The following is a 16,343-nucleotide window of genomic DNA, read 5'->3' as shown; positions in this document are numbered from 1 at the left end:
ACGGGTTCTCAAGGAGATCCATGTACACACTGCTCAGCAAGATAAACGGTCCCGACGACCTGAAGAAGCTGGATGCCGAGGAGCTGGTGCTGCTCGCTGACGAGGTGCGCGGCTTCCTCATGGATACGGTGGCGAAGACCGGCGGACACCTGGCCTCCAACCTGGGTGTGGTCGAGCTCAGCATCGCGCTGCATTACTGTTTCGACTCCCCAAAGGACAACATCGTCTGGGACGTCGGCCACCAGGCCTACACCCACAAGATCCTCACCGGGCGGCGCGACAGCTTCCACACCCAGCGCTGCTACAAGGGGATCAGCGGCTTTCCCAAGCGCTCCGAGTCCCCCCACGACGCCTTCGGTGCCGGTCACTCCTCCACCTCGATCTCGGCGGGGCTCGGCCTCGCCGTGGGCCACGCGCTCAAGGGGGACGACGCCCGGGTCATCTCGGTGATCGGGGACGGCTCCCTCACCGGCGGCATGGCGCTGGAGGCGCTCAACCAGGCCGGGCACCTGAAGAAGAACCTGATCGTGGTCCTAAACGACAACGAGATGTCCATCTCGAAGAACGTGGGCGCCCTCTCCTCCTTCATCTCCAGGAAGATGACCGGCACCTACTACCGCAGCCTTAAAAAGGAAATGGAAGGCCTTCTGGCCGGGATCCCCGCCATCGGCGGCAACATCCTGCACTTCGCCAAGAAGGCGGAGAACTCGCTCAAGGGGTTTCTCACCCCGGGGACCCTCTTCGAGGCGCTCGGCTTCGAGTACGTGGGCCCCATCGCCGGGCACGACATCCCCACCCTCCTGGGCGTCCTGGAGAACGTGAAGCGGCTGGAGGGACCGATCCTGCTGCACGTGATGACCAAGAAGGGGAAAGGGTACGGACCGGCCGAGGACATGCCCGACAAGTTCCACGGCGTGGCCCCCACCAAGCCCGCCAGCACCACCGCGAGCAAGCAGGGTCCCCCCTCCTACACCAGCGTCTTCGGCAACACCCTGGTGAAGCTCGGGGAGAAGGACGAGAAGATCCTGGCCATCACTGCGGCCATGCCCGACGGCACCGGCCTCACCCCGTTCGCGGAACGGTTCCCGGAGCGCTTCTTCGACGTCGGCATCGCCGAGCAGCACGCCCTGACCTTCGCGGCCGGGCTCGCCGTGGAAGGGTTCCGCCCGGTCGCCGCCATCTACTCCACCTTCACCCAGCGCGCCTACGACCAGGTCTTCCACGACATCTGCCTGCAGAAGCTGCCGGTGACCCTGGCCCTGGACCGCGCCGGTCTGGTAGGCGACGACGGCCCGACCCATCACGGCGCCTTCGACATCTCGTACCTGCGCCACCTCCCGGAGCTCACCGTGATGGCCCCCAAGGACGAGAACGAGCTGCAGCACATGCTGAAGACCGCCATCTATCACGGCCGCCCCGTTTCGCTGCGTTACCCGCGCGGTGCCGGATACGGAGTCGAGATGGACAAGGAGCTCAAATCGCTCGAGATCGGCAAGGGTGAACTGCTGGTCCAGGGCACCGACCTGACCCTGGTCGCCGTCGGCTCCACCGTCTACCCTGCGCTGGAAGCCGCCGCGCTCCTGAAGCAGAAGGGGATCTTCGCCTCCGTGGTGAACGCGCGCTTCGTGAAGCCTTTGGACCGCGAGCTGATCCTCTCCGAGGCCGGGCGCACCGGCTGCGTCATCACCGTGGAGGAGAACGCCCTTCTGGGCGGGTTCGGCAGCGCCGTCCTGGAAGCGGTCGCCGATGCGGGGCTCACCGGGATACGGGTGAAGCGGATCGGCATCCCCGACAGCTTCATCGAACAGGGAAGCCAGGCCCAACTGCGCACCGACCTCGGCCTCGACGGCGCCGGGATCGCCGCCGCCTGCCAGGCCTTCCTGAAGGGTGCCGGCAGCGTTCATCCGCAACTAACCGTAGTCAAGTAGCAGCATTTTCGTTTCAGTCAGGCAGCTAGACGCGGGACAGGCTGAAGGCTTCATCTCCTCGGCCTGTCCCGCAGCCATGTTTATCAGCCTCAACCCAAGAACAGCCGGAAGGATACCTCTACAATGCGTTTTCCGATGCGATTGAATTACGACCTCACCCGTTACATCATGGGCAACAAGATGAAGAAGCAGGAGAAGTACCCCCTGGTCCTCATGCTGGAGCCGACCCACCTCTGCAACCTCGCCTGCTCCGGCTGCGGCCGGATCAGGGAGTACGCCGACACCATACAGGAGATGATGAGCCTCAAGGAGTGCCTCGACTCAGTGGACGAGTGCCCGGCACCGGTCGTCACCATCACCGGCGGCGAACCGTTCCTCTATCCCCACATCTTCGAACTGATCGATGAAGTGCTGAAGAGGGGAAAGCACATCTATCTCTGCACCAACGCCCTGCTCCTTGAGAAGGCGCTGGACACCCTGAAGCCGCACCCGAACTTCGTGATCAACGTGCACCTGGACGGCATGGAAGAGACCCACGACCGCATCCTGGAGCGCCCCGGCACCTTCAAGATCGCCATGTCCGCCATCAAAAAGGCGAAGCAGCTCGGTTTCCGGCTCTGCACCAACACCACCATCTTCAAGGAAACCGACCTGATCGAGATCGAGATGCTCTTCTCGCACCTGAAGGACCTGGGCGTCGACGGCTTCCTGGTAGCCCCCGGATTCGGCTACGAGGCGGTCGGGGAGAAGCTGTTCCTCGAGCGGCGCGAGATCCAGAAGAAGTTCGAGGCGGTTTACGAGATGAGCAAGCGGTACCGCTTCTTCTCCACCCCCATGTACCTGAGGTTTTTGAAGGGGGAGAAGGAACTGGAATGCACCCCGTGGGGCAACCCGACCCGGAACCCGCGCGGCTGGAAGGCCCCCTGCTACCTCATCACCGACGAGCACTACGGCAGTTTCGCCGAGATGATGGAGAAGACCCAGTGGGACAAGTACGGCGTAGGCAAGGACCCGCGCTGCGCCCAATGCATGATGCACTGCGGCTTCGAGCCGAGCGTCGTCGAGGAGATCGGCAAGAGCTGGAAAGAGATGTGGGAAATGTTCCTGTGGAACCTGACCTGAGATCAGCAGCTTTAATCAGCCCGTAAAACACAGGAAGGGGCAGCCTCACGGCTGCCCCTTCTACGTTTGCGACAGACGGCGCATCAAATCTCGAAATCTGAAGAACGCCCCGCGTGTCTGTTCCCTGCCCTACGGTTACTTGTTCGTTATGAGCAGTGCCGCATTTCCCATCTCCTTCTCGTCGTCGGCTGCGGGTGTTCTGAAGCGATCGGTCGTGTACCTCAGCCTGGCCTTGACGGTGTACAAACCAGGGGCCAAAGACGGGTTCCAGTCCAGCAGACGTTCTTCGCCGGCTCGAACCGGAGGCTCATGCACCCCCTGTGCGTCAGCTCGTGTCTGCGCATACGCCTCATAACCGGAAAGCTTCTTATCCTCTTCCAGGAACGCCTTGTCGTCGGGACGGCCACTGAAATTGGGCGCGAAGAGCCATTCTTTCCGGGCCCGGCTCACTCCCTGACGATCCAGCACATCCACCGAAAGATACACGCCGCGGGCATTGGGGCCGGTCGGGACCGAATGTCCGGCGCCGATGTTCGTCACGCTGAAAGAAAGGATGGCTTTGTCCTGGTCGCGCTGGATGATCGAGAGGCTCAACGAACCGCCCAGGCGCTGCGTGGAGTGACCACCGGTCCAGAGGTGCCGCCCGACTGCGACAGGAGCACCATCCGAGTCCTCGGCAACTTTACGCAAGGTACGAGGCATGTGGCAATCCTGGCACTCTTGTGCGCCGAGGCCCGGCTTGTGGAAGTCGTCACGCCACTCCAGATAGGTCTGGTACTGTCCCCCCACGATCCTGGTGTTCGTTGTATCAACGTGACAGTGAGCGCATACCGCCGAGGTTTGCAGAGCAGGCTCGACAACCGAGGCATGGGGTGCATTTTTCGAATTGCGGACGCTTCGTACCTTCCCCTCGGGCGTTAGGTGGCAGGTGGCACAGGTGATCGAGATCTCTCCCGCATTCACCACGTTCGGCATCTGTTTCCCGACCTCATTCTTGCCGGGGATGTTGAAAGACCCGGCAAAATGGCAGGAACGGCACCATTCGACTGATCCGCCGGAGGCAAGCGGCGTAAATTTCGAGGTGGCATGGGCGGTCGCCGCTGAAGAAACCGTCGCGGGTATCGAGTGATTCGCGGAATGATTATCGCTGCCGACGCCCAGGGCATATTCCTTAAAGAGCACCTGGTGACACTCTCCGCAGGTCTCCGACGGGGTTGCGGCCCCCTTGGGAAAGGTGACCGGTTCCGCAAGAGCGATGGTTGAGATTGACATAAGCATAGTGAACACCGTGCCCATAAGCCTCAAACTTTTTTTCATAGGTTACCCTCTCGATGCTTGTGTGTTTTTCCCGGCTGCGCTTTTCCGGACTGATATCAGTGAGGGGAGCATAGACCCAACGTGCAACCATTCACAGCTGCAGTTTTTGTTTTTTTTATGGGAGCAGATTGGATAGTATGCGAGTATGCAGAGACGGCCTGCGAGTCGCGTTGAGGGGCAGATCCTGCTTAACGCGCAGCCAAACCTTGGAGGAGACGGGGGCAGCATGTTCATCCTGAATAGCAGTGATCCGGTGCCGCTGTACAAACAGCTCTACACCCAGCTCAGAGAGCACATCCTGTCAGGCAAGCTGCCTGCAAATACCAGGCTTCCGTCGGTGAGACAGATGGCCGTAGAGCTTTCTGCCAGTTGCAACACGGTCGATGGAGCCTACCAGGAGCTTTATGCCGAGGGATACATCTACAGCAGGCCGCGCAGCGGCTATTTCGTGTCGCCCCTCGACCATGAGGTTGCACCGCACTCCCTGTCCGGCAAAAAAGGCGAAAACAACTTAGTTCAGCCCTACCAGTCCCACTTTGCCTATGATTTCCATCCTGCCCACCTCGATCCGGAAAGTTTTCCCACCGAACTCTGGCGAAAATGCCTGACAGAGGGGCTGCGCCGCAACAGCCGGGAGTTCAGCCACTATGGCGACCTCCAGGGAAGCTGGGGATTACGCTGCTCCATCCACAGTTATCTGGAGAAATCGCGCGGCGTGACCTGTGACCCGGACCAGATCATCGTCAGCGCCGGTCTGCACCAGGGCCTCGAGATCATCGCGCACCTGCTGCAAGGGCAGCATACGATGGTAGCGGTTGAGAATCCGGGCTACCACCTGCCCCGTACCGTCTTCCAGAACCATGGCTATACCATCTGTCCTGTTCCCGTCGGTATTGGCGGGATCGAATTGGACCAGCTCAAGGCCGGCAGCGCCACCATCGCCTACGTCACCCCTTCGCACCAGCTCCCCCTGGGTTACGTGATGCCGGTGGCCAACCGGCTGGCATTGATAGAATGGGCGGAATCCGGTGGCAGGTTCATCATCGAAGACGACTACGACAGCGAGCTTCGCTACCAGGGCAACCCCATCCCCTCCTTGCAGGGCCTGCGCCCGACCGGGAACATCATCTATTCGGGGACCTTCTCCAAGATACTCTCCCCCGAACTCCGTTTGAGCTACCTGGTACTTCCCTACTCTTTGCTGGCGAGGTACCGCCAGCTCTACAGGGACTACAACTCCTCGGTGTCGCTGGTTGAGCAGAGAGCCATGGAATGTTTCATGGAGCAGGGGCACTGGGAGCGGCATATCAGGCGCATGCGCACGGTCTATAAAAAGAAGCACGACATGCTGCTGCGATCGGTCGAGACCCATTTTGGCAGACGGGCCGTCGTCATCGGCCAGGGCGCCGGGCTGCACGTCGTCATAAGGCTCCCCGAAACGCCCTACAGTGAAGCGGAGATCATAGACAAGGCGGCGCAAAAGGGTATTCGGCTGCTCCGGTTTTCGGATTTCCACGTCACCGGCCATCCGGAAGCGGTCACACTGGTGCTCGGCTTTGGTGGACTGGTCGGCAGCGAGATCGAGCAAGGCATTGCCTTGCTCTCCCAGATCTGCTGAAAAAAGGGGGCAGACTACTTTTCCATCTCCAGCAGTCTGGAGTAAAAGTAGCCTGTCCCCTTTTCTTTTGTCGCTTTTCAACTTAATCGGTGTCCGCATACTGCCGCGTCGGGTTCAAATCACACTCCTCACGTCCTTGTTGCCCTATTACTGGACAGATAGAGAAAGACTTTATCATATGTCCGCACTTGGTAAGCTCCGAGCAGGAGTGCAGGAGAGCAGAACACCAGGACTAGAAGTCTGAGATTTGCTATATCTATGGAGGGATCAGCACGGTAATACCAAGGGAGAAGTCCGAAGAAGACGACGAGTAATATGCCGATAAAGGTTAGGCTACAGTAGCAGGTTAATGACAGGGTAAGGTGGTAGGGATCGTATTTCACTTTGCCATATACCGGCCCACCCAGCTTTACATGATATCCCAATGTAAACTCATCCTTCTCCTTCATCAGTATTTCGTTCGCATTGACCTGCTTGAAAATCAGCGACGGTTTCCACGTCGCTATATCCTGATCAAAGATGGCTTCTAATATATATACTGGCGGAATGGTGAACCCATTGACATTATTGAGCTCCTTTTTGGATATAGCTATCCCATAGGTGAGAGAAAAAGAATTGTGCAAGAGGCACCTGACACATGCTAACACCACCGCAACGACAAAAAGGCCTATCCATAAACTCAGCGCAGTTAGCACGGCCTACCCCATAAAAGTCATCGCAGTTTGATGATGGATTTGATTTTTGAATAGAAATAAAATGAAGCTGCATTACCTTTTGACGCCGAAATATACAAATATCCTGAAGTATAATCATCCAAATTGATATTGGTAGGAATTGCATCCCCGTTTAGCGCTGTAGCTGTGAGATCTGTCAACGAGAATGTGACACTTACGCGGTCCAAACCAAACGATGCAGCTAATGCCGAATCGTCTGCATCCCACGAGAATTCGTCACGAGTTGGGGCAACGCTTGCGTCATTGTCATTTACTCTTAATACGTATCCCAACCATTTGTCATCGGGATCGGCATTAAATATAACTGATCCGATATTAACCTGTGCAGTTGCTGGGGGGGACTGAAAGTATCCTCCTTGCGTTGGTAGGATAAAGTTATCTACCAGTTTTGGATCAAAAGAAAAAGTTCCAGTGACAGTGTCTCCTATGGCAACAGGAAATGGTGTATTTCCCATTTTTCCCTCAACTGTTGCAGCAAACTGATACTCGGACAACGTTGCATTTTTTATTGGTGTAGTATCCGGCGAACCCGCAACTGCGGTATTTTGTCCGTCTTGCCCACCACACCCAAACATGGTTGCAAGAAAAAGACACAGTAAAATTAATTTTAAAAGCATGTATTCTCCCTTTATCTGTCCTCTTCCGTGGAACATACGACAATCATCGGAGTGACACAGATAAGTTCATAAGATCGGCTGAAGTACCCTGCCCCCTTTTCCACTGATGCCATGCGGACTCCAAAGCCGCAAAGGCTTTTTCTCTCGGGAGACTGAGAACAAACGTGTCGAGGTAGAACAGGTTGGGATCAGTTTTGTCGATCACCCCCCCGGGCAAGGCATTCCTTTTGGTGAGGTCGAAAGAAGGAGGTGCAGCCAAAGCGAGCTCTATGGCCCAATAGAAGGTGTGTCCTTCGCTCTGAGTCTTATACACTGCATCCTATCAATCAGTTCCCACGGCAATAGATCGGCATCCCTGGTGAAAGACCTTCCGAATTGATAGTGAACATGTGCCCCTGCGGAATCAAGTCTCAGGATGGTTGGTGGCGCCACCAAAAGCTGAGCACCTCGCAGTAGGATCAAGGCCGAGACAATTACGAGCATCCACGCTATCCACGAGAACTTTGGGGCGATAGAGTGCTTAGCAAGCGCGACCAGCAGCGGCACCCCTATTGCGAGGCTGACGACAATGAACAGGCAGAGGGTACCCGGCTGTACTTAATGATCATGATTCAACTCGTCAGAATGGTCATCAACCATGAGGGACAGTTATTCCCGAAGTCTTATATTGCTGGTTTACCAGCCTCGATTCAGGGACGGGCAGGCGCACTTGTCGCCATCAGCCCATTGCTTTAGGGGATCGGAAATCTTGCCGCGCCTGGCGTGGTAGATGTCGAGCTCTGTCTTGTTTTTGCCTGCCGGACGAATCTCGGCCACCAAGGTGTAGAGACCATCCCGCGGCGCCCCTGACATCTGGCTGTCGTTATACTCCTCCTGCAGCGTGAGCGCGGTGGTGTCCTTGCCTAGACTTTCAAATCGCGGCCGGAACGTTGTCGAACCTCCCGTCTCCTTCAAAGCATAATTCGGCGGATCCACGACCCGGACGTTGAGACATTTTTGAGCGTACGCTTTTACATCGGCGGTAACCGATTTCGCCGAACGGTTGATGGTGTAGTGCTCGGCCTTGCCGAATACCTTCGCATCCTTATACATGTCCACGAACTCTTGCCGGTTCTGTGGAACACCTATGGCGCAGCCAGCAACAACAGGTACCATGAGTAGCAGAGAAAGACTACGAAACGACATGAGCGGAAACACCTCCTGAATGGCAAACTGGGGATGGTCAAGAAACCACAGCAGTTAGCCACTTTAAATTAACGTTACCTCCTGTTCAAGCTAAATTTTCCCAGTATTGCCCAGTTCGAGCCTCCCAGGGCCGTCGATGACTCGCACAACGTGTCCGGTGACCGACTCGGCGCATCGGGTGGCTCGCCCAGCGCGTCCGGTGACTCGTTCGACGCGTCCGGTGATTCACTCGATGCGTCCGGTGACTCGCTCGATGCGTCCGGTGACTTACTCGACGCGTCCGGTGACTCGCTCGATGCGTCCGGTGACTCGCTCGATGCGTCCGGTGACTCGCTCGACGCGTCCGGTGACTCACTCGACGCGTTCGGTGACTCGCTCGATGCGTTCGGTGACTCGTTCGACGCGTTCGGTGACTCGCTCGACGCGTTCGGTGACTCACTCGACGGGTTCGGTGACTCGTTCGACGCGTTTGGTGACTTACTCGACGCGTTCGGTGACTCGTTCGACGCGTTCGGGGACTTACTCGACGCGTTCGGTGACTCGTTCGACGGGTTCGGTGACTCGTTCGACGGGTTCGGTGACTCGCTCGACGGGTTCGGTGACTCGCTCGACGCGTTCGGTGACTCGCATGACGCGTCCGGTGACTCGCATGAGGCGTTAGGTGGCTTACGCGACGTGTTCGGTGATCTATCAGAGGCAGGCAACGGGAATGTGCAGGGGCGAACTACCCTGCTTTCGAGGCGGAGGGTCTGAAGGAAACAAAGTTAGGGGGGACCTTAGTCCCCCCATCCTTTTCTGCACTGCGGCTCTTGTGGCGGAGCTTGGAGGGGATCAAGCAGGGACACTGTCCTGGTCGTCGTGCGCTGCAGCAGCTTTCTTGGCCCTGGAGCGGCTCCTTCTTTCTTTGGCGAGATCGAACCCAGAAAGGATAAGGAGTTCAGGATTGCGCACCGCTGCCATTTCCAGCAGAGAGGCGATCTCATCAAGGTACCCGACGAGTTCTTCCTGGAGGCGCTCGCGCTCAGCAATAGCCAGTTTGCCCCCCAGCATCGACTCGTGGTAAATCACGGCATATTTGTCCGACGCCTCGAGATACTCCTCTCGCAGTTTGGGATACGCCGCCCAGAACCACGCCGGAATTTTGTTTATATCCAAGAGAGAGTTTTTGAATCTCTGGTTCAGGCCATGAAACTTCGTTGGCCCTATGGTCCGATAGTTTCGCAATATTCGGTGATATGCCACCTTAACCTCCTTCCTTCGCGTCTGCGAAGGGGTCACGCTAAGTTAACAACCACTAATCTATCCGCCACGCACAAATATATACAACGCGGCACAAAGCTACGCAACCCAGGCGGAGAAAAAAAATAAAGCGCCTGGTCCGACAATGAAAACGGCGGGCTAGAAGGCCTGCAAAAGCAGGAAGATGCCCACCGCGGTAACCAGCGCCCCCGCTCCGCGTTTGGTCCACGTGGAAAAAGCGACAACCCCCTTCGCCTTTATGAACGAGTCGACGAACCCCGTGAAAGTCCCAGCTACGAGCATAAGGAGGCAGTGACCGATGGCATACGTGAACAGCAGCGCCATGCCATAGAGGAGCTCTCCCTTGGCGGCCACCACGGTCAGAAGGATCACCAGGACCGGTGTCGCACAGGGCGATGAAACCACACCGAAGAATAGACCCAGGATAAACGCTCCCGGCATCCCTCCCCGACTCGGCCTGTAATTGATGCCGGAAAACCAGCTCAACTCGTACAGCCCGAGGAGCTGCCCCCCCATGGTGACGGCCACCGCTGCTGCGGCCACGTACCACCATCCCCCCAGCGTGCCGAACATGGTGCCGAAGAGACCCGCGGCCGCGCCGAAGGCGGTGAACGTCAGCGACAGCCCCAGCACAAAAGCCAAAGAGTATCTGAAGGCGCGCCCCCGGTCACCATCGGCGTACCCGCCGACGAAACCGACCACCAAGGGGATGGTCGCCAGCACGCACGGCGAGGCCGAGGACAGCACCCCGGCCAGAAAGACCGCCCCGAAGGCGATCAGGGGGTAGGCGGCGATGATCTGTTCGGCGTTGTCAAGGAAACTCACCGCCCCCCCAGCGCGTTCAGTTCCCTGACAAGATCCGCTTTTTCCAGTGCACCGACATGCCTTTTCACCTCGCGCCCTTTGGCGTCGAAGAATACCTGCGTCGGAATCATCTGGACCTTGAACCTTTCGGCAGCGGCGTTGTCGGCATGTACGTCGATGAACAGCACCGAGGCCTTCCCGCGGTATTTTGCCGCCAGTTCCTCCAGGATCGGTGCCATCTTTTTGCAGGGGATGCAGGTGCGCGCCCCGAGGTCGATGACCGTGGGCTTACCGGAGGCGAGAGCGTGGCGGATATCGGCGCCTGAGGCGGAGGGGAGCTCGGCATGGGCGGGAACGGCGATCAGCAGCGTGGCCACGAAGAGCAGGCGCCTCATGCCAGCATCCCCATGATTTCCACTACTGACGCCACCTTGCCGGAGAACTTCACCTGGCCGTCGATGACCAGTGCCGGAGTGCTCATGACCCCGTATTTCATGATCGTGGGGATATCCTCAACCTTCAGCACTTCCGCAGCGGTGCCGGTCTCCTCTACCGCCTTCTTCGCGTTCTCATACAGGGTCTTGCATTTGGCGCATCCGGTCCCCAGGACTTCGATTTTCATGCTCTTTCTCCTTTCTATAAAATTGCGTTGAACATATAACCTACGACCACGATCGCAGCAGCGACGATTCCGAAAAACGTGCAGAGAAGCCTTGTCTTCAAGACGTTCTTCAAGATGACGGCCTCAGGAAGGGACAGGGCCGTAACCGCCATCATGAAAGCAAGCACCGTCCCCATGGGGAGCCCCTTCTCCATCAAGGCTTGGACCACAGGTATGATCCCTGCCGCGTTGCTGTACAGCGGAACGCCGATGAGTACCGCCATCGGCACAGCCAGGGGGTTGTCTCGACCTGCGTACCGGACCAGCAGATCCTCAGGGGCGTATCCGTGAATGAAGGCTCCCAGGCCGATGCCGACGACCACGTAGGGCCAGATCTTCTTCAGCAGCCCTACCGTGTAGCCGCTGGCGTACTCGAGTTTTTCCCGAAAGGTCTGTTCCAGAAGCTCCGCCGCCCCCACCTTGATCTCCCAGACATAGTCCTGGACGTGCCGCTCCATGCGGAGCCTGCCGATAACCATTCCGGCGACAACCGCCACCGCGACTCCGGAGCCGATGTAGATAAGTGCGATCTTCCAGCCGAACAGCCCCCAGAGCATGATGAGCGCCACCTCGTTCACCATCGGAGAGGAGACGAGAAAGGAAAAGGTGACACCGAGCGGTATGCCGGATTCGACGAAGCCGATGAACAGGGGCACGGCCGAACAGGAACAAAAGGGGGTGACTATGCCCAAAAGGGCCGCAAGGACGTTGCCGACGTGCTCGCGTTTGTGGGACAGGATGCGCCGGGTACGCTCCGGGGAGAAGTAGGAGCGGATCACCGCCACGACATAGACGATAGTGGTCAGCAGCAGGAATATCTTCATCGTGTCGTAGACGAAGAAATCCAGCGCCTCACCCAGGCGGCTCCCGGGGGCCATCCCGAAAACCCCGAAAACCAGATAATCAGCCAACGCCTTCAGCATCCCGCTTTCCTTTCTCTACGGGTCCATCAGTTCGGCGGCGCACCACGGTGCAGCCGAAGGGACCCAGTTCGCCACCCGGCCCCTCATCGCATCGCGTCGCAGGGACTCCATGAACGTTTCTTTTCATCCGAATGGACGGATGTCTATGACAAAAAAAATCAGGCGCAGTGAGCGCCTTCGGCAAAGGAGGCGAGTCGCCTGATATCTTCCTCTACGACGGCGATGTCGGCCAAACGCTCTTTGAGCACCTCGGCGAGTTGCCGCTTAAGGTCGTTATCCGCGGAGACCATGTAAAAGATCCAGACCCCTTCCCTGCGGTCGTTCACCCATCCTGCGTTCTTTAGATAGGACAGATGCCTGGATACCGTCGATTGCGGAAGTTGCAGCGTTGCTGTGAGGTCGCAGACGCAGAGTTCTCCCGAGTTCAGAAGGAGTGCCAATATGCGGAGGCGGGTTTCATCCGCCAAGGCTCTGAAATATTGAACCGTGTTTTTCATGCTGGCAATATATCCGGATAAGCGAATATGTCAAGATAAAAGGTTGCCGGCGCGTTACTGGTTGAGAAAACGCGCCTGGAAGGAGCCGGGTCGGGGCAGATGGCCAAGGAGAGGCACCGTCCGCCCGGCTTCACGCTCCGCAATAACCGCTTTGCTCCGCAGCATCGATTCGTGGTAAAGTCCGTCCTGCTTGCCCGATTGCGCCAGATACGCCCCTGCAGCGTTTGATCGGTCGCTCAGAACGACTCGAAACCCTGTTTTCGGTCCGCCTGCGCATTTTCTCACCCTCTGGTTGACTATGAAACTCCGTTGCCGACATGCGATGAACTCATCCACCTATAGAAACATCTATGCTGCCGTCTCCCGGATCCCCCGAGGTCAGGTCGCGACCTACGGGCAGATAGCCCTATTGGCGGGACTGCCCGGACGGGCTCGCCAGGTGGGCTACGCGCTGAGCGCCCTCAACGATCCGTCGGTCCCCTGGCATCGCGTCATCAACGCCAAGGGAGAGATCAGCCCACGTTCCGGCGGCAGCGAGGCGGATGAACTGCAGCGCTTGCGGCTGGAGGACGAGGGAATCCGCTTCGACTCCCACGGGCGCATCCCGCTTCACCTCTACCGCTGGCGCCCCCAAGAAGCCTTCCTTTACACGGTATCGGTATGAGCGGGGCGCGATAACACGTCTTCCTGACGAACGACCATGAACCCTTTGTAATAACCAATTGACATGAGAAGTAGAAAAAGATTAAATTAGTCCGCATTGAACTTCCCTTCCCCCCCGACCATCGCTTTGGCATAGACAGCTTGTTCTGATCGGATTTCCCTTGGAGGCTGTTGTGGACACCTATTTTGCTCCCGCCGAACGCGCTACCGAAGAACAGCTCAAAGAAGAAATCGCCAAAGTCGCAACTAACCCGATTATCCACGAACTGCTGAACTCGATAGGCGGATTGATAGCGGTACTGGACGAGCACCGACAGGTCGTCGGCCTCAACGTCTCCTTCCTGAAAACCCTCGGCGTCGACGACCCCGGTTCGGTACTGGGGCTCCGCCTTGGCGAAGCGCTCGGGTGCATCCACTGCGCTGACGAGCCGCACGGCTGCGGGACTACGCGGCACTGCAGCACCTGCGGGGCCGTTATCGCCATGGTTTCCGTGCTGGCCGACGGTAAGCCGGTGGAGGAACTCTGCTCGCTTACCACCCGGAAGGGGGAGGCGGTCGCGGACTACGCGATAATGGTCCGTGCCAGTGCCTTGAAGCTGGAGGAACGGACCTTCATCCTGCTCTTCCTGCACGACGTAACCCTGGAGCATCTGCGCGCGGCGCTGGAGAGAACCTTCTTCCACGACATGGGCAACATGTTCACCGGGCTGCTGGGGGCGAGCCAGTACCTGGTCCGGGAAAATCAGTCCGAGCTGGCCGCCATGATCTATCGTGCCGCCCAGAGACTGTACAAGGAAATGGAGATCCAGAAGTGCCTCTTCAAGAACGATTTCCTCGAGTACCGCCCATCGCACGATGACACGACCGCTGCCGAACTGCTGGCCGAGCTCAAAGGGATATTCGTCAAGCACGATGCCGCAGCCGACAAGTCGATGCAGCTCCCCGACTCGCTCCCGTCGCTTACCGTGAAGACCGACAAGTCACTGGCATTGCGGGTGATGTCGAACATGGTCATGAACGCCCTGGAGGCAACGGAGGAGCATGGCGAGGTGAAGCTTTGGTTCGAGCAGGAGCAGGACGCCTTGCAATTCTGCGTCTGGAATGAAAAGGCCATCCCGCAGGAGATCCAGTGCCGGATCTTCCAGCGCAGCTTCAGTACCAAGGAAGGGGCGGGCCGCGGCGTGGGAACCTTCTCCATGCAACTGATCGGCGAGAAGATGCTGGGTGGCAAGGTCAGCTTCTCCTCCTCCACACAGCAGGGAACCCTGTTCAAGTTCCTGATACCTGCAAGCTGACCGGACGTCCCCCTTCAAACCGCCGAGAATCCCCTAATCGTGCCTGATTCGGGCCTTATTGCCGCTCCTGATAGCAAAGCAATGATCGAGTGCTATAGTCATAGCTGTGATTATTTCGCTATCAAGGGAGGAGAGGCGTATGAGTCAGTATCAGATAGCCGTTATCGTGGGGAGCCTGCGCCGCGATTCGATCAACCGCAAGCTGGCCAACGCGCTGGTAAAGCTCGGGCCTGCCGACTTCTCTTTCAAGATGCTGGAGATAGGAGACCTGCCGCTTTACAACCAGGACGAGGATGACAACCAGGCACAGTCGGTCGTGCGCCTGAAAAGCGAGGTCAAGGCGGCAACGGGGCTCATCTTCGTCACGCCCGAGTACAACCGTTCCATGCCCGGGGTGCTCAAGAATGCCCTCGACAATGCCTCGCGCCCCTACGGCACCAGCGCCTGGGCCGGGAAACCCGCCGGGGTCCTCGGGGCTTCCATCGGGCAGATCGGCACCGCACTGGCCCAGCAGCACCTGCGCAACACCCTGGCCTACCTCGACGTCCCGACCATGGGGCAGCCGGAGGTCTTCATCCAGGTCAAGGAAGGCTTCTTCGATGCGGCAGGCGCCATCACCAGTCCCGAAACGATCAAATTCCTGCAGGGGTGGATGGACCGCTACGTTCAGTGGGTGAAGCGCCACGCCGAATGATACCCCGCAGGCAACCTACACAAAAAAAGCCCACCGGCTCAGACCCCGGTGGGCTTTTTCGTCAGGCGGCACAGCAGGCCATCAGATGATGCGCTTGGCGCCGAGATAACGCGGTCGATAATAGTCGCTGTTCATGTCGGAGATGGTCACCTCCCCTTTCCCGGATGAGGCGTGTATCATCTTGCCGTCGCCAAGATAGATCCCGACGTGGGACGGGTACTCCGCGTAGGTCTGGAAGAACACCAGGTCCCCCTTGCGCAACTCGCCCGGGGGGACGTCGCTGCCGACGTTGATCTGCTCCCGGGCCGTTCGCGGCAGGTCGATCTGGTTGGCGTGGAATACCTGCTGCACGAAGCTCGAGCAGTCGATACCGTCCGCCCCCTCGCCGCCGAACCGGTAAGGGGTGCCAAGGTACTGCGCCGCGGTTTCCTCGATCTGCTCTACCTCGGCTGCCGCCGCGGGCCTCATGGGTGGAAGGGGTGCGGGCACCGGTTCGCCCTCCACCTCTGCCGTCTCCAGGGCCGCGGTTCCGCGGTAGGCGGTGGGGAGTCCAAGCCCGAATTCGAGGGCGCCGGGCAACGACTGCGTCGACTGGAAGGAAGAGGCGTTGGAACCGGAGCCGGAAACGGACAGGGCCAGGGTGCTTTGCATCATCTGGATCCGAAGCATTTCGGCTGCAACCTGGGGAGAAACCGCCTCCCTGCCGGCCGCTGCACTGACTGACTGCAGCAGCGACTCGAACCCTGAGGATGCGGCAGGGATCTTCTTTTCCACGCACGCGTCACGGAGCGACGCCAAGGTGGATGTTACCTGCAAAGGATTTATGGTCATTTTCTCACTCGGTTCGGTGGTGTAGCCCCGGCAGATAGGGGTGCCGCAGCTGGCGCGTTTTTGACGCGAGTCAACGCTCCGTCACTGCCGTTGCCCCCCAAGCGCGGAGCAGCGCCGGTTTTGGCGGCATTTTCAGCGAAGATGGAACGGCCGTGGTGTGACTTGCAATTAGGCAGCCAAGATGGAAAGGGTGA

General features: G+C 58.4%; 18 protein-coding genes. 7 read left to right on the top strand and 11 right to left on the bottom strand.

Features of this window, described 5'->3' with window-relative positions; genetic code table 11:
* The first annotated feature begins 20 nt into the window (after positions 1–20).
* Positions 21–1,928, top strand: a complete 1,908-nt coding sequence (gene dxs / locus KP003_RS03535) for a 1-deoxy-D-xylulose-5-phosphate synthase (RefSeq protein WP_217300371.1) — start codon at positions 21–23, stop codon at positions 1,926–1,928.
* Between the two features lie 123 nt (positions 1,929–2,051).
* Positions 2,052–3,050: an adenosyl-hopene transferase HpnH gene (gene hpnH, locus KP003_RS03530; protein WP_216500399.1), complete on the top strand. Its 999-nt coding sequence runs from the start codon at positions 2,052–2,054 to the stop codon at positions 3,048–3,050.
* Between the two features lie 135 nt (positions 3,051–3,185).
* Here the strand turns inward: hpnH and KP003_RS03525 are convergent, their stop codons facing one another.
* Positions 3,186–4,367: a hypothetical protein gene (locus KP003_RS03525; RefSeq protein WP_217300370.1), complete on the bottom strand. Its 1,182-nt coding sequence runs from the start codon at positions 4,365–4,367 to the stop codon at positions 3,186–3,188.
* A 226-nt stretch (positions 4,368–4,593) separates the two neighbouring features.
* Between KP003_RS03525 and pdxR the strand changes: the two genes are divergently transcribed.
* The gene (gene pdxR / locus KP003_RS03520; RefSeq protein ID WP_216790571.1) at positions 4,594–5,985 is read left to right on the top strand and encodes a MocR-like pyridoxine biosynthesis transcription factor PdxR; all 1,392 of its coding nucleotides are present in this window, start codon (positions 4,594–4,596) and stop codon (positions 5,983–5,985) included.
* 128 nt (positions 5,986–6,113) lie between these two features.
* Here pdxR and KP003_RS03515 read toward each other — a convergent pair whose 3' ends face one another.
* From KP003_RS03515 to KP003_RS03505, 3 genes are all read right to left on the bottom strand, one after another.
* A complete protein-coding gene (locus KP003_RS03515; RefSeq protein ID WP_216790569.1) occupies positions 6,114–6,680 on the bottom strand; it encodes a hypothetical protein in 567 nt (188 codons plus the stop codon).
* A gap of 17 nt (positions 6,681–6,697) precedes the next feature.
* Entirely contained in the window at positions 6,698–7,336 is a 639-nt protein-coding gene (locus KP003_RS03510; protein ID WP_217300369.1) for a hypothetical protein, read from the bottom strand.
* Positions 7,337–8,011: 675 nt separating this feature from the next.
* Positions 8,012–8,521, bottom strand: coding sequence for a hypothetical protein (locus tag KP003_RS03505; RefSeq protein WP_216790565.1), 510 nt, complete (start codon positions 8,519–8,521; stop codon positions 8,012–8,014).
* Between the two features lie 150 nt (positions 8,522–8,671).
* Between KP003_RS03505 and KP003_RS03500 the strand changes: the two genes are divergently transcribed.
* Positions 8,672–9,274, top strand: coding sequence for a DUF6944 family repetitive protein (locus KP003_RS03500; RefSeq protein ID WP_217300368.1), 603 nt, complete (start codon positions 8,672–8,674; stop codon positions 9,272–9,274).
* A gap of 78 nt (positions 9,275–9,352) precedes the next feature.
* Here the strand turns inward: KP003_RS03500 and KP003_RS03495 are convergent, their stop codons facing one another.
* The 6 genes from KP003_RS03495 to KP003_RS03470 all read right to left on the bottom strand — a co-directional run bounded on the left by KP003_RS03495 (position 9,353) and on the right by KP003_RS03470 (position 12,666).
* Positions 9,353–9,763, bottom strand: coding sequence for a hypothetical protein (locus KP003_RS03495; protein WP_216500407.1), 411 nt, complete (start codon positions 9,761–9,763; stop codon positions 9,353–9,355).
* A 156-nt stretch (positions 9,764–9,919) separates the two neighbouring features.
* Complete coding sequence (locus tag KP003_RS03490) at positions 9,920–10,606, bottom strand: cytochrome c biogenesis CcdA family protein (RefSeq protein WP_217300367.1); 687 nt, start codon at positions 10,604–10,606, stop codon at positions 9,920–9,922.
* Entirely contained in the window at positions 10,603–10,980 is a 378-nt protein-coding gene (locus tag KP003_RS03485; protein WP_216790562.1) for a thioredoxin family protein, read from the bottom strand. Before KP003_RS03485 ends, KP003_RS03490 begins: the two co-directional genes overlap by 4 nt.
* Positions 10,977–11,207 (bottom strand): thioredoxin family protein, encoded by a 231-nt coding sequence (locus tag KP003_RS03480; RefSeq protein WP_216790560.1) that lies wholly within the window; start codon positions 11,205–11,207, stop codon positions 10,977–10,979. Before KP003_RS03480 ends, KP003_RS03485 begins: the two co-directional genes overlap by 4 nt.
* Positions 11,208–11,221: 14 nt before the next feature.
* Positions 11,222–12,169: a permease gene (locus tag KP003_RS03475; RefSeq protein ID WP_217300366.1), complete on the bottom strand. Its 948-nt coding sequence runs from the start codon at positions 12,167–12,169 to the stop codon at positions 11,222–11,224.
* Between the two features lie 158 nt (positions 12,170–12,327).
* Positions 12,328–12,666, bottom strand: coding sequence for an ArsR/SmtB family transcription factor (locus KP003_RS03470; RefSeq protein WP_216500413.1), 339 nt, complete (start codon positions 12,664–12,666; stop codon positions 12,328–12,330).
* 298 nt (positions 12,667–12,964) lie between these two features.
* Here KP003_RS03470 and KP003_RS03465 point away from each other — a divergent pair, with 298 nt between their 5' ends.
* The 3 genes from KP003_RS03465 to KP003_RS03455 all read left to right on the top strand — a co-directional run bounded on the left by KP003_RS03465 (position 12,965) and on the right by KP003_RS03455 (position 15,318).
* On the top strand, positions 12,965–13,330 hold the full coding sequence (locus tag KP003_RS03465; RefSeq protein WP_367620867.1) for an MGMT family protein: 366 nt from the start codon (positions 12,965–12,967) through the stop codon (positions 13,328–13,330).
* Positions 13,331–13,502: 172 nt separating this feature from the next.
* Positions 13,503–14,624, top strand: a complete 1,122-nt coding sequence (locus tag KP003_RS03460) for a sensor histidine kinase (protein WP_216790556.1) — start codon at positions 13,503–13,505, stop codon at positions 14,622–14,624.
* A 139-nt stretch (positions 14,625–14,763) separates the two neighbouring features.
* Positions 14,764–15,318 carry an NADPH-dependent FMN reductase gene (locus tag KP003_RS03455; protein WP_216500419.1) on the top strand — a complete coding sequence of 185 codons (555 nt, stop codon included), beginning with the start codon at positions 14,764–14,766 and terminating at the stop codon, positions 15,316–15,318.
* Positions 15,319–15,399: 81 nt separating this feature from the next.
* On the opposite strand, the gene KP003_RS03450 is transcribed toward KP003_RS03455, so the two are convergent.
* A complete protein-coding gene (locus KP003_RS03450) occupies positions 15,400–16,092 on the bottom strand; it encodes a C40 family peptidase (RefSeq protein ID WP_239027605.1) in 693 nt (230 codons plus the stop codon).
* Positions 16,093–16,343: the final 251 nt, after the last annotated feature.

Origin of the sequence: Geomonas diazotrophica (assembly GCF_019063885.1) — a bacterium.
GTDB classification, from domain to species: domain Bacteria; phylum Desulfobacterota; class Desulfuromonadia; order Geobacterales; family Geobacteraceae; genus Geomonas; species Geomonas diazotrophica.
Note: the sequence above shows the minus strand (reverse complement) of the source record. Positions and strands in the feature narration are given on the sequence as shown.